The following is a 12821-nucleotide window of genomic DNA, read 5'->3' as shown; positions in this document are numbered from 1 at the left end:
CGGAAGGAAACCTTCCGGCCTTCTCCATGCCGGCGGACGATGCCGACGCATCCACCAGTCCCAATCCCCTTGTGTGCCGCACAGGCACGCCCGACGCGCCGTTCGGGGCATGAAACGACAGGACCGGTCCGAAATCCCGTCGCTTCCCCCGTGTCGCCGGAGGGAGACCATTTTCCGCAGGCCCTCATGGCAAAGGCTCACGTCCTTCCCGCACCACAAGCGCCGACCCCGCCTCGCCGCAACGCCTTGCGGTGTATCCGAGGGCGGGATGGCAGATTGTAGGCACTGCTTGATCGGGCGGGGAAAAACATTGCCATCCATTCCCCGAGAAACGCGTAAAATCAATGTTCTGGTGAAAACGGAAGGGCTGGAACGTCCCCGCTTTCCGGCGCGCGGCGACAGTGCAGGACTGAGGACCTGCGAAATGAAGGTTGCCGATGCGGCCGGCCCGCCTAGTATGGCGCCCAAGAAACGGAGGACAGCAGATGGAAACGAATGAACTGCATCGCGGCCGGCTGATCGATCATATCCAGCTCGTCGTGCGCGATCTCGCGGCCAGCCGGAGGTTCTACGAGGCGGTGCTTGGTGCGCTGAACATTCCGCTCGGCGGTGCCGAGGATACGTATTTCTGGTTCGACGAACTGTTCGTTTCGAGCAGCGACAGCGTGGCCGCCGCTGGTGCCCTGACCGGACGGCATCATCTGGCGTTTCAGGCGGCGGACGAGGCGATGGTGACGGCTTTCCATCAGGCGGGGCTGGCCGCTGGCGGCACCGACAACGGCGCGCCGGGAAAGCGTCCCTACCATCCCGGCTATTTCGCGGCCTTCCTGCTCGACCCCGACGGCAACAATATCGAGGCGGTCTTCCACGGCCCGCACACGCGCAGTGCGCCTTCCGTCATGATCACGTTCTGACGACGGCCGTTCAGCGGTCTGTCAGCAAGCCGGCATAGCAGGGCCTCAGGCTTTCAAGAAAGGTTGACGCCATGACGTATCGCATCCGCACGCTTGCCGTTCTCGTCACACTGTGCCTCGCAGCACCCGCTTTTGCTGCAACGACCGTCAAGGTCGTCGAAGGCGGGGAAGGCGGCGGACCGATGACGTTGTCGGTCGACCAGCCGACGGTCAAGGCCGGCGACGTCGTGTTTCAGGTTCACAACGACGCGGTGAGCGAGGAGCATGAAATGGTACTGGTGAAGTTGAAGTCGCCGGATCAGCAAATCCCTGTCGTCGCGGCAAAGCATCGCGTGGACGAGAAGAAGCTGAAGAGCCTGGGCGAGGTCGCCGACCTCAAGCCGGGTGCCGATGGGATGCTGAAAGCAAAGCTGCAACCCGGCACTTATCTTCTGCTCTGCAATATCAAGGGCCACTACGAGGCCGGCATGCATGCCAAGCTCGTCGTGACGAAATAGGCGCTGCTTAGCGCTTCTTGGCGGCCGGGGATTTCTTTTTCTTGGCTGCCGGCTCGGCTTTTTCCTGGACGGCCTCCTGCTCGAGACGCAGGGCGCGCAGGCGTGCGGTCTTCTTTTCGCGCGCGGTCACTTCGCTGGCGATGATGGTGCGCGCGGCGCTGTCCGTCGCGGCCGCCTTGGCCTGCGAGGAAGGTTTGACCGGGGTGGAAAGCATATCCTTGGTCATGTCCATGATATCACCTTTCTGAACCGTTCTGGAGGTGTGTGCCGGGTGACGCGGTCGTCACCCGGTTTACGTGTGTCAGCGTCCCGGGCGTACGGCCTTCTTGGGAGCCGGCAGCAGGCCTTCGCGCTGCATCTTCTTGCGAGCAAGCTTGCGCTGGCGGCGGACCGCCTCGGCTTTCTCGCGGACGCGCTTTTCCGAAGGCTTTTCATAAGCGCTGCGTGCCTTCATCTCACGGAAAAGGCCTTCGCGCTGCATCTTCTTCTTCAGCACACGTAGTGCCTGGTCGACATTGTTGTCTCTGACGAGAACCTGCAAGTTATGTCCTTTCTCGCGGCGACAGCCGCATTTTGGTGGGATTCGCGCGGGCGATCCGGTTCAGATTACCGCGCGGGGCGGATGGTCAGCGGTTTCAGCCACGGGCTGCCCGCACGGGGCGCTTCGCGCTTGCCCGTGGCGCGCGGCGCACCGGCGGCCTTGTCGTCGGTCTCGATATCGCTCTGCACGATGCGGCGTTCGAAATTCTCGCCTTCCAGACGCACGCGATACTGAACTTCGCCGTGGTCTGCCGGCAGGACGCCGACGATGCGGCAGGCCCGTTCACCCGTGGTCGCGCGGGAGAGGCCGGCCCTGAGCAGGACGTGGTCTCCGATGGCGTAGGTTTTACGGCTCATGAAAATCTCCTTTGCGGATGCCCGCAAGGTTGTCGAAACAAAAAGGCCGGGCGTTACCCCGACCTCTTCCCGTCATTCGAACTCTTCACTGCCAGTACATCCGTGGTCAGCGAGGAGGAACGACAATTCTTATGCGGCGCGGAGGCCGTCGGCAGAGTTCTTGCCGGACTTGCGGTCACGGACGATGTCGTACGTGATCTTCTGGCCTTCGTTGAGCGAGCCCATGCCCGCACGTTCGACAGCCGAGATATGCACGAACACGTCGGTCGAGCCATCGTCAGGCTGAATGAAGCCGAAGCCCTTGGTGCTGTTGAACCACTTTACGGTACCTGAATTCATAACGATATCCTTTTCATCGCTAGTGTAACCGGGAGATGTTTTTCCCGTTATTGATCGATCTTGAAAGGAAATCTGACGAAGAGCAGGGCTCGGTGGCAAAGGTCGCAAGCAGTTATCGATGGGTTCTATATAAAGTTTATTCCCGATAATGCAATGGTTTTGCAAAATTTTTCTGGAGAGATTCGGACGAGACGCCGGAAAATACGGTGATCTGTCGCCGTTTTTCAAAATTCGATTTACCGCAATCGCAGTTTTATTTTTGCCTGAAAACAGGGCGCGCAAAAGAAAAAGGGCGGCCGAGGGGCCGCCCTTCTTGGTCGTGTCCGTGCGGCGCGCTCAGGCGGCCTTCTTCGCCTGCGGGGCGAAGCGGCCATAGAAGGTCTCGCCTTTGGCAGCCATGTCCTTCAGCAGGGGTGTCGGCTGGAAATGAGAGCCGTATGTCGCAGCCAGCTTCTCGCAGAGCGCGACGAAGGCCTTTACGCCCATGCCGTCGATATAGGACAGCGTACCGCCGGTATAGGGCGCGAAGCCGAAACCGAGAATGGAGCCGACATCGGCCTCGCGCGGATCGGTGACGATGCCTTCTTCCATGGTGCGGGCGGCTTCCAGTGCGATGGTGACGAGCAGGCGCTGCTTGAGCACCTGGATATCGACATCCTCGGGCTTCTGCTGCGGATAGAGGTCCTTCAGGCCCGGCCAGAGCTTCTTCTTCGCGGGCTTCGGCGGGTAGTCGTAGAAGCCCTTGCCGGCCTTGCGGCCAAGACGGCCTTCGCCTTCCACCAGCGTCGTCACCAGTTCCATGTGGCGCGGATCGACGGACTCCGCACCGAGATCGGCGATGGAGGCCTTGAAGATCTTGTAGGATAGGTCGACGGCCACCTCGTCGTTGAGCGACAGCGGGCCGACCGGCATGCCGGCCATCTTGGCGGCATTCTCGATCATCGCCGCCGGCACGCCTTCGATCAGCATGTCATAGGCCTCGGCCATGTAGCGGAAGACGCAACGGTTGACGTAAAAGCCGCGCGTATCGTTGACGACGATCGGCGTCTTCCTGATGGCGGCGACGTAATCGAGTGCGGTGGCGAGCGCCTTGTCGCCCGTTTCCTTACCCAGGATGACCTCCACCAGCATCATCTTCTCGACCGGCGAGAAGAAGTGGATGCCGATGAACTGGTCCGGGCGCTTCGAATTCTTGGCGAGGCCCGTGATCGGCAGCGTCGAGGTGTTGGAGGCGAAGATGGCGTCCTCGCGCAGCACGGCCTCGATCTTTTCGGTCACCTCCTTCTTGACGGTGCGGTCCTCGAAGACGGCCTCGATGACGAGGTCGGCATCGGCGAGTGCGGCATAGTCGGGGGTCGGGGTGATGAGGGACAGCAGCTTTTCGCCGTCCTCCTTGGTCATGCGGCCCTTGCCGATGGCGCCGGTGACGAGGCCTTCGGAATGGGTCTTGCCCTTGTCGGCGGCCTCCTGATCGCGGTCGATGAGGACCACCGGGATGCCGGCGGCGGCGGTGACATAGGCGATGGAGGCCCCCATGAAGCCGGCGCCGACGACGGCGACTTTCTTGAACTCCGCCTTGGGAATGCCGGCCGGCCGGCGCGCGCCCTTGCCGAGCTCCTGCATGGAGATGAACAGCGACCGGATCATCGAGAAGGCTTCGGTCGTCTGCAGGATATGCGTGAAGTAGCGCTGCTCGATCCTCAGACCCGTTTCGAACGGCACCTGAAGGCCTTCATAGACGCATTTGAGAATGGCGAGTGCGCCGGGATAATTGCCCGCGGTCTCGCGGCGCAGAATAGCGGGCGCGGCCGGCCAGAGCTGGGCGGAAGCGGGTGTCCAGATGCCGCCGCCCGGCGCCTTGAAGCCTTTCTCGTCCCAGGGCTGGACGGGCTTGAGGCCATCCTTGATCATCTGCTTTGCGGCGGGGATGAGCTGGTCGGGCTCGACGACCTGATGCACGAGGTTCATCGCCTTGGCGCGCGCGCCGGTCAGCGACGAGCCGGTCGTCATCATCTGGAGCGCGTCCTGCGCATTGGCAAGGCGCGGCACGCGCTGGGTGCCGCCGGCACCGGGGAAGATGCCGACCTTAACCTCGGGCAGGGCGATCTTGACGGACTTGGCATTCGAGGCGACCCTGCCGTGGCAGGCGAGTGACATTTCGAAGGCGCCGCCCATGCAGGTGCCGTTGATGGCGGAGACCCACGGCTTGCCCGATGTTTCGAGCTTGCGGAAGAGCCAGGTCATGCGGCCCGTTGTGTCGAACAGTTTCTGCACAGCCGTCGCGGGATCGGCGGCCTGCGCGTCCTTCAGGAGGTCGAAGCTCGCCTTGATCATGGAGAGATCCGCGCCGCCGGAGAAGGACGACTTGCCCGACGTGATGACTGCGCCCTTGATGGCGCTGTCGGCCACGACCTGGTCGATGATCCTGTCCAGCTCGTCCATCACCTCGACGGTGAAGACGTTCATCGACTTGTCGGGCATGTCCCAGGTGACCAGCGCAATGCCGTCGGCGTCGGTCTCGATGGTGAAGTTCTTGTATGCGCTCATGATGGGATTCCTCTCCCTTGAAATCTATCTGGCGGGACGCTGCCCCTTATCCGCCTGCCGGCACCCTCACTCCGCTTGCGGGAGAGGGTGCGCCGCGCGTCGCGAAGGCGGAGTGAGGAGCTGTCGTCCGCATGTCCTCAAACCCGTTCGATGATCGTCGCCGTGCCCATGCCGGCGCCGATGCACAGTGTCACGAGGGCGGTGTTGAGGTCGCGGCGTTCCAGTTCGTCGAGCACCGTGCCGAGGATCATCGCGCCGGTCGCGCCGAGCGGATGGCCCATTGCGATGGCGCCGCCGTTGACGTTGATCTTGTCGTGCGGGATGTCGAAGGCCTGCATGTAGCGCAGGACGACGGCGGCGAAGGCTTCGTTGAGCTCGAAAAGGTCGATGTCGGAAAGCTGCATGCCGGAGCGGGCGAGGAGCTTTTCCGTGACATCGACCGGACCCGTCAGCATCAGCGCCGGATCCGAGCCGATATTGGCGAAAGCCTTGATGCGGCCACGGGCCTTCCTGCCGAGGATGGCGCCGCCTTCCTTCGAGCCCAGCAGCACGGCGGCGGCGCCGTCGACGATGCCGGAGGAATTGCCGGCATGGTGCACGTAATTTATGCCCTCGATTTCCGGATGCGCCTGGATGGCGACGGCTTCGAAGCCGCCCATCTCGCCGGGCATCTGGAAGGAGGGGTTGAGCGAGGCGAGCGCCTGCATGTCCGTGCCCGGGCGCATGTGCTCGTCACGGTCGAGGATGACGAGACCGTTGATGTCCTTCACCGGCACGACGGAATTGTTGAAGTAGCCCTTTTCCCAGGCCTGCGCGGCACGCTTCTGGCTTTCGACGGCATAGGCATCCACATCGTCGCGGGAGAAGCCGTATTTGGTGGCGATCAGGTCAGCCGACACACCCTGCGGCATGAAATAGGCCGGGAAATTGACCGAGGGGTCCATGAACCAGGCGCCGCCCGACATGCCGAGCCCGACGCGCGACATGGATTCCACGCCGCCCGCGACGACGAGGTCATCGGCGCCCTGCGCGATTTTCGCCGCGCCGAAATTCACGGCATCGAGGCCCGAGGCGCAGAAGCGCGAGATCTGCATGCCCGGCGCCTTCGTGGAGTAGCCGGCCTCGAAGGCTGCGGCCTTCGGGATGACGGCGCCGGCATCCATGACAGGATCGACGCAACCCAAGATGATGTCGTCGACCTTTTCGGTGTCGAGCCCGTTGCGGTCGCGCACCGCTTCCAGAACCTTCGCGGCAAGGCGCACGGACGGCACCTCGTGCAGCGATCCGTCCTTTTTGCCGCGCCCGCGCGGGGTGCGCACATGATCATAGATGAAGACGTCGGTCATTCTCTTCTCCCTGATGGCGCAAGGGCGCCCTAGAATTCCTTGCCCGGCCATGGCGAATGCCCCTCATCCGCCTGCCGGCACCTTCTCCCCGCAAGCGGGGCGAAGGGACTGCTTGGCTTGCGACTGTACCCCTTCGTCCGGCTTGCGGGGAGAGGGGAGCGAAGCATCAGAATGCTTCGGCAGCCAGTTCCATCACCGTGTCCGCGCCGGCCTCGATGCGGGTCTTGCGCAGGGCGGTCTCCGGCATCAGGCGCTCCATGAAGAACGTCGCCGTGACGAGCTTGTTCTTGAGGAAATCCTCCCGCTCGCCGGCGCCGCCGGCCAGGCCCGCTTCCGCGGCCTTGGCGATCTTCGCCCACATGTAGCCGATGACGACGAGGCCGAAGAGGTGCATGTAATCGGTCGAGCCGGCGCCGGCATTGTCAGGCTTGGCCATGGCGTTCTGCATGAACCACATGGTGGAGGCCTGAAGGTCGTTCAAGCCCTTCTTGAGACCCTTCGTGAAAGGCGCAAGCTTCTCGTCGTTGCGGTTCTCCTCGCAGAAATCGCCGATTTCCTTGAACAGCGCCATGACGGCGCGGCCGCCGTTCATGCCGAGCTTGCGGCCGACAAGGTCGAGCGCCTGGATGCCGTTGGCGCCCTCGTAGATCATGGCGATGCGCGCATCGCGCACATACTGGCTCATGCCGTGCTCTTCGATATAGCCGTGGCCGCCGAACACCTGCTGAGCCATGACGGCGTGGTCGAAACCCTTGTCGGTAAGCACGCCCTTGAGGATGGGCGTCATCAGGCCAAGGATGTCATCGGCGGCCTGGCGCTCGGCCTCATCGGCGGAACGGTGGGCGATGTCGGATTTCAGTGCGGTCCACAGCGTGAAGGCGCGGCCGCCCTCCGTCCAGGCCTTGATGGTCATCAGGGTGCGGCGGATGTCGGGATGAACGATCAGCGGATCGGCCTTGCCGTCCGGGTTCTTGGCGCCGGAGAGCGAGCGGCCCTGGAGACGTTCACGGGCGTACTGGGCGGCGTTCTGATAGGCGATTTCGGCAATCGACAGGCCCTGGAGGCCGACGCCGAGACGGGCCTCGTTCATCATGACGAACATGGCGTTTAGGCCCTTGTTTTCCGCACCGATGAGAAAGCCGGTCGCCTCGTCGTAATTCATGACGCAGGTGGCGTTACCGTGGATGCCCATCTTGTGTTCGATCGCGCCGCAGGTGACGCCGTTGCGGTCACCGGGCGTGCCGTCGTCCTTGAGAATGAACTTCGGCACAATGAACAGCGAAATGCCCTTGGTACCCTCGGGCGCGCCTTCGATGCGCGCGAGAACGAGATGCACGATATTCTCCGACATGTCGTGCTCGCCGGCGGAGATGAAGATCTTCTGGCCGGAAACCTTGTAGGAGCCGTCGGCCTGCGGCACGGCCTTGCTGCGCAGCAGACCGAGATCGGTGCCGCAATGGGGCTCCGTCAGGTTCATGGTGCCGGTCCAGGTGCCCTCGACCATTTTAGGCAGGTAGGCGGTCTTCTGCTCGTCGGAGCCGTGCACGAGGATCGCGGCGATCGCGCCCTGTGTGAGACCCGGATACATGGTGAGCGCCATGTTGGCGGACGACATATATTCGCCGACGGCGGTGTGCAGCACGTAAGGAAGCCCCTGGCCGCCGAATTCTTCCGGCACGGCAAGACCGATCCAGCCGCCCTGACGATAGAGATCGTAGGCTTCCCTGAACCCCTTTGGCGTCGTCACCGTGGCGTCGTCGGCGCGCTTGCAGCCTTCCTGATCACCGGAAAGATTGACCGGAAACAACACTTCCTCGGCGAGCTTGGCGGCCTCGCCGGCAATCGCCTCCACCATGTCCCCCGTCGCATCGGCAAAGCCGGGCAGGTTGTTGTAGCGCTCCAGCGACAGGACGTCGTTCAGGATGAAAAGCGTGTCATTCACGGGGGCCTTGTAGATCGGCATCGTTTGCGTTCCTCACCTATCCCGCGGACCTCGGTCCGCTCCTTGGGAAGGATAGTATGAAATTTTGACGTTTGCGTAAACGTCAAAACGCAAGGTGCGACGCAATTCTCATTGCGGCTGGGAGCGGAGGGCAGGGGAGCGGCTGATGTTGTGTCCGGCAGCGTCGGCTTCACGATGGGCGTTGCGGTGCCACAACAGGTCGCTAGGCCTCCCGAACGAGAGTCTATGAGCAAATCGTTAAAAAAATTCCGCGTGGGTTAACCCCTTGTTTACCACGTTTCATGAATTGTGGCGTCTGAGGGCGTGGGATCGGGAATCAATTCGGCTTTCCTCTGCGGTGCCTGGATCGGGGATCCGGGTGAAGCAGGGACGATACGGTTTCCCGCACAACGCAGGAAGGGCGCAGCCGGGCGGGCCGCGCCGTCAAGGGTATCTCCCGGCAGGCCATTGGCCGCCAAAGCGAGGCGAAAGATGAACGGATCGCGAAACCCGCAACGTCATGGTGAACGGTCTTCGCTCGACGCGCTCAATCGCACCATCGAGGGGCTGGAAGCCCGCATCGAGGGGCTGATGGGCGGCCGCGATACGCGCGGGCGTGCCGAAGAGCGCTATGCGCCGCGTGCCGAGCAGCCCCGTTACGAGCCGCAGCGCAACCTGCCGCTGCGCGACGATCCGGTTTCCGAGATCATGCAGCGGCAGCGCGCCATCGAAGGCACGCGCGAGCGCGCCGCCCAGCGTATCGAGCGCCGCCCGTTCTCGAACGACCACTACGCCGCCGCCCAGCAGGCGCAGGCGGCTTATGGAAGCCATCCCGCCGCAGCCCCGGCGCGCGCAGACAATTCCGTGGAGGATATCGCCAAGGCGCTCGTTTCGCTGCGCCAGGACCTCAAGAAGGATATCGCTGACGGCCTCGAGCGGGAGATGCACACGCTGCGCTCCGAAATCCGCGGCATCCGCCAGCTGGCTGAGGGACGCGGCAACACCGACGACCTGCGGACCGAACTGCAGCGCCTTTCCACCGGCATCAACCAGCTCGGCCGCCAGTCCGGCCACACGGACGGGCTGCGCGTCGAATTCGACGAGCTGCGCTCCGTGCTCGACGGGCTGGCGCGCGAGGATTCCGTGCGGCGCATGGAAGACCGCTGGAACGGCGTCGAGCAGAAGCTATCGGTCTTTGACCAGGCGCGCGACGACGAACTCGTTGCGCTGGCCTACCGTCTTGACGAGCTGAAGAACCAGATCGGCGCGATGAGCGCCACGCCAGCCATCCGCGCGCTGGAAGACAAGATCGAGATGATCGCCGACGCCATCGACGGCCTCGGCCGGCGTGTGGAGCCCGATGGCGGCCGCTTCGTGACGGCCGTCTCCTCGCAGTTCGAAGGACTGGACGCACGCCTCGACGAGATCACTCGCGCCATTGCCGCCGCCGGCCGCATGCAGCAAGGGCCGTCCGCCGATACCGGCATGATGCAACGCCTGGAAGGCCGGATCGCCGACCTTGCCGGGCAGCTCGATATGATCGCCCGGCGCCCGGCGCCCGCGCAGGAACAGGGTCTGGGCCTGCGCCTCGAGGCGCTCGCCAGCCGCATCGAGGAAATGTCGAACGAACGCACGGCGCTGCGTCTCGAAGAGCGCATCGAAGAGCTGTCGCGCATGATGGAGCAGAGCCAGCAGGTTGCGCCGCTCGTCGGCGGCGACGAGCTTGCCTATTACCTCTCCGACATTTCCCGCAAGATCGACGCGCTCGACCAGGGCAGCGTCAATGGCGAGCTCGCCGAGCGTCTCGACACGCTTGCCCGCCGCATCGACCGGCTCGATACGCCTGTCGGCAGCCCGTTCCAGGAGGATCGTTTCTCCGAGATCGAGGGCCGCCTCACCGCGATCGCCGACCGGCTGGACGCGACCCGCACGGCACCGGCGGGTGACCAGGAGGCACTGCGCGGCCTGGAAGCCCAGATCGCCCACCTTTCCACGCTGATCGGTACGCCCTCCGCTCCGGCAGCCTTCGGCGGCACCTCGTCGGATGTCGAAAACCGTCTCGCCACCATCGAAGACTATATGGCGACCAACGACGAATACATCGTCGAGGCCGCTCGCCAGGCCGCCGAAGCGGTGATGGAAGCCTATCGCCACGCCGGCCCCGCCGTTGCCGGAAACACCGACATGGATGCGATCGCCGGCCTCGCCTCGGACCTGCGTGCGCTCGAGGAGCTGACGCGCTCCAGCGAGGACCGCACGGCCCGCACCTTCGACGCGCTTCATGAGACGCTGGTGCAGATTGCCGGCCGCCTCGAGGATTTCGACGCCCCGCGCGAAAGCTTCGGCCGTCGCGAAGCCGCCGTCATGCCGCGCGCCGAAATGCCGGCGATGGAAACCGCCTGCGCCGAAAGCGTCGGCGCTCACGACTATCCGTTCGACGACGACGGTTTCGGCACGCGGCAGCACCGCAACGCCACTGTCGACGACCATGAGGAAAGCCGCTTCCCGGACATCGCGGTCGAGCACATCCCTGCACCGCAGCGGGAAGAGCAGGACGACGCACTGGCTTCTGCCGCCGCCGCCGATCTCTCGGAAGACCTCGTCAAGGACGAGCAGCCCAAGGGCCTGCTGGCCGGCCTGAAGCGCCGCCTGTCGCCCGGCCGCAAGGAGCCTGCCGCACGACCGGTCGAGCGCCAGCATATCGAGCCGACGCCTTCGCTCGATCCCACCGATGAGCTGGCGCCGGAAGTGGCCAACGAACTTCTCGAGCCCGGGTCGGGCACGCCCGACGTGCGCCGCATTCTCGAGCGCGTGCGCGCAGGCCAGGCTTCCGGCGGCCGCGCGGGCGCTGTAAACGAGACGGACAAGGCCGATTACATCGCCGCCGCCCGTCGTGCTGCGCGTCTTGCCGCCGAGGAAAGCGATGCGATGTCGCGCGTCGCCCCCGCGAAGAAGGGCGAAAAGCCCGCCAAGGACGCGAAGCCCGCATCGGGATCTGCTTTTGGCCGTCACCGCCGGCCGATCCTGCTGGCCGTCGGCGCAGCGCTGCTTGCCATCATGTCCTATCCGCTGGTCAACACGCTGGTGCGTGGCGGCAGCGCGCCCGTCGTCGTCGAGCAGACGGCGATGACCGGTGAGACCGCCACGCAGACGGGCGAAGCGGCAACGGCGAATGCCGGCGTTGCGCCGGTTGCCGGTGAGAAGGCCGTGACCGATCCGGCACCAGCCGAGCGCGACATTGCCGGTATGAACACTGCTGATGGTACGACGCCGACGTCGGCCTCCACGCGGGGTGCGGACATGATGACCACGCCGGCGGTCACCGAAGATGCCGACACCGCCGGCTTCGAGCCGGTGACGACGCCGGAGACGGCCCCGCTTGCCGGCCAGGACACGACGCACGAGGCCGCGCCGATCGATCAGACACAGACGGCGGCGATCGTCGTTCCCGAGGCGATCACGCCGGCATCGCTTGCCAATGCGGCCAAGGACGGCGATCCGCTTGCCCTGTTCGAAATCGGCGCGCGCTACACGGATGGGCGCGGCGTTGCGGTCGATCTCAAGGAAGCCGCCCGCTGGTACGAGCTTGCCGCCGCCCGCGGCTTCGCACCGGCAGAATACCGGCTCGCCAACCTCTACGAAAAGGGCCAGGGCGTCGAGCGCGACCTGGAGCATGCCCGCAAACTCTACGAGGTCGCGGCCAACAAGGGCAATGCGAGCGCCATGCATAATCTCGCCGTCCTGCTCGCCACCGGCATCGGCAACGCGGCACCGGATTTCGACGGCGCGGCGAAGTGGTTCCAGAAGGCCTCCGAACTCGGCGTGCGCGACAGCCAGTTCAACCTCGCCATCCTCTATGCGCGCGGCAACGGCGTGAAGCAGGATCTGGAAGAATCCTACAAGTGGTTTGCCATCGCCGCTCGCGACGGCGACCGCGACGCGGCCGGCAAGCGCGACGAAGTGGCCAACGCCATGCGCCCCGAACAGCTGACCAGCGCGAAGGCGAAGGTCGAGCTGTGGAAGCCGCAGCCGCTCGATGAAAAGGCCAACTCCGCCGAACTGCCCGACGAATGGGCCGGTGCGGCGGTCAAGACCGCCAGCGTCGACATGAAGAAGGCCATCCGAAACATCCAGGCCATTCTCAACAACAACGGCTTCAATGCCGGCACGCCGGACGGAGAGATGGGCAACAAGACGGTGGCAGCCATCAAGGCGTTCCAGAAATCCGTCGGCCAGAAGCAGACGGGCGAGATCGACGATGCGCTCGTGACCGAGCTTCTGAAGCGCAACAAGCAGCCGGGCTGACCGGCTTTCTTCCTGGGGCCCCCAACAGGGGTCC

General features: G+C 64.3%; 10 protein-coding genes. 3 read left to right on the top strand and 7 right to left on the bottom strand.

The features are described from left to right. Positions 1-485 precede the first annotated feature (485 nt). Positions 486-914, top strand: a complete 429-nt coding sequence (locus MNR02_RS15230) for a VOC family protein (RefSeq protein WP_241947383.1) — start codon at positions 486-488, stop codon at positions 912-914. A gap of 71 nt (positions 915-985) precedes the next feature. Next, positions 986-1411 (top strand): sulfocyanin-like copper-binding protein, encoded by a 426-nt coding sequence (locus MNR02_RS15225; RefSeq protein WP_241947382.1) that lies wholly within the window; start codon positions 986-988, stop codon positions 1409-1411. 7 nt (positions 1412-1418) lie between these two features. Here the strand turns inward: MNR02_RS15225 and MNR02_RS15220 are convergent, their stop codons facing one another. The 7 genes from MNR02_RS15220 to MNR02_RS15190 all read right to left on the bottom strand — a co-directional run bounded on the left by MNR02_RS15220 (position 1419) and on the right by MNR02_RS15190 (position 8503). Further along, positions 1419-1643, bottom strand: a complete 225-nt coding sequence (locus MNR02_RS15220) for a hypothetical protein (RefSeq protein ID WP_241600139.1) — start codon at positions 1641-1643, stop codon at positions 1419-1421. A gap of 69 nt (positions 1644-1712) precedes the next feature. After that, positions 1713-1952: a 30S ribosomal protein S21 gene (rpsU, locus tag MNR02_RS15215; RefSeq protein ID WP_241600141.1), complete on the bottom strand. Its 240-nt coding sequence runs from the start codon at positions 1950-1952 to the stop codon at positions 1713-1715. A 65-nt stretch (positions 1953-2017) separates the two neighbouring features. Then, positions 2018-2308 (bottom strand): cold-shock protein, encoded by a 291-nt coding sequence (locus MNR02_RS15210; protein WP_241600143.1) that lies wholly within the window; start codon positions 2306-2308, stop codon positions 2018-2020. A gap of 129 nt (positions 2309-2437) precedes the next feature. Continuing rightward, complete coding sequence (locus MNR02_RS15205; protein ID WP_134650825.1) at positions 2438-2647, bottom strand: cold-shock protein; 210 nt, start codon at positions 2645-2647, stop codon at positions 2438-2440. A 336-nt stretch (positions 2648-2983) separates the two neighbouring features. After that, entirely contained in the window at positions 2984-5194 is a 2211-nt protein-coding gene (locus MNR02_RS15200) for an FAD-dependent oxidoreductase (RefSeq protein WP_241947381.1), read from the bottom strand. Between the two features lie 137 nt (positions 5195-5331). Beyond that, the gene (locus MNR02_RS15195; RefSeq protein ID WP_241947380.1) at positions 5332-6540 is read right to left on the bottom strand and encodes an acetyl-CoA C-acetyltransferase; all 1209 of its coding nucleotides are present in this window, start codon (positions 6538-6540) and stop codon (positions 5332-5334) included. Positions 6541-6706: 166 nt separating this feature from the next. Further along, positions 6707-8503 carry an acyl-CoA dehydrogenase C-terminal domain-containing protein gene (locus MNR02_RS15190; RefSeq protein ID WP_241947379.1) on the bottom strand — a complete coding sequence of 599 codons (1797 nt, stop codon included), beginning with the start codon at positions 8501-8503 and terminating at the stop codon, positions 6707-6709. Positions 8504-8974: 471 nt separating this feature from the next. Here MNR02_RS15190 and MNR02_RS15185 point away from each other — a divergent pair, with 471 nt between their 5' ends. Beyond that, the gene (locus MNR02_RS15185) at positions 8975-12787 is read left to right on the top strand and encodes a peptidoglycan-binding protein (protein WP_241947378.1); all 3813 of its coding nucleotides are present in this window, start codon (positions 8975-8977) and stop codon (positions 12785-12787) included. Positions 12788-12821 lie beyond the last annotated feature (34 nt).

Source organism: Shinella sp. H4-D48, assembly GCF_022637395.1.
Lineage (GTDB): Bacteria > Pseudomonadota > Alphaproteobacteria > Rhizobiales > Rhizobiaceae > Shinella > Shinella sedimenti.
Note: the sequence above shows the minus strand (reverse complement) of the source record. Positions and strands in the feature narration are given on the sequence as shown.

What these genes read in the sequence shown, in the direction of transcription:
- MNR02_RS15230 (WP_241947383.1), top strand. Translation starts at nt 486, where the DNA reads ATGGAAACGAATGAACTGCATCGCGGCCGGCTGATCGATCATATCCAG.
- MNR02_RS15225 (WP_241947382.1), top strand. Translation starts at nt 986, where the DNA reads ATGACGTATCGCATCCGCACGCTTGCCGTTCTCGTCACACTGTGCCTC.
- MNR02_RS15220 (WP_241600139.1), bottom strand. Translation starts at nt 1,643, where the DNA reads ATGGACATGACCAAGGATATGCTTTCCACCCCGGTCAAACCTTCCTCG.
- MNR02_RS15210 (WP_241600143.1), bottom strand. Translation starts at nt 2,308, where the DNA reads ATGAGCCGTAAAACCTACGCCATCGGAGACCACGTCCTGCTCAGGGCC.
- MNR02_RS15205 (WP_134650825.1), bottom strand. Translation starts at nt 2,647, where the DNA reads ATGAATTCAGGTACCGTAAAGTGGTTCAACAGCACCAAGGGCTTCGGC.
- MNR02_RS15200 (WP_241947381.1), bottom strand. Translation starts at nt 5,194, where the DNA reads ATGAGCGCATACAAGAACTTCACCATCGAGACCGACGCCGACGGCATT.
- MNR02_RS15195 (WP_241947380.1), bottom strand. Translation starts at nt 6,540, where the DNA reads ATGACCGACGTCTTCATCTATGATCATGTGCGCACCCCGCGCGGGCGC.
- MNR02_RS15190 (WP_241947379.1), bottom strand. Translation starts at nt 8,503, where the DNA reads ATGCCGATCTACAAGGCCCCCGTGAATGACACGCTTTTCATCCTGAAC.
- MNR02_RS15185 (WP_241947378.1), top strand. Translation starts at nt 8,975, where the DNA reads ATGAACGGATCGCGAAACCCGCAACGTCATGGTGAACGGTCTTCGCTC.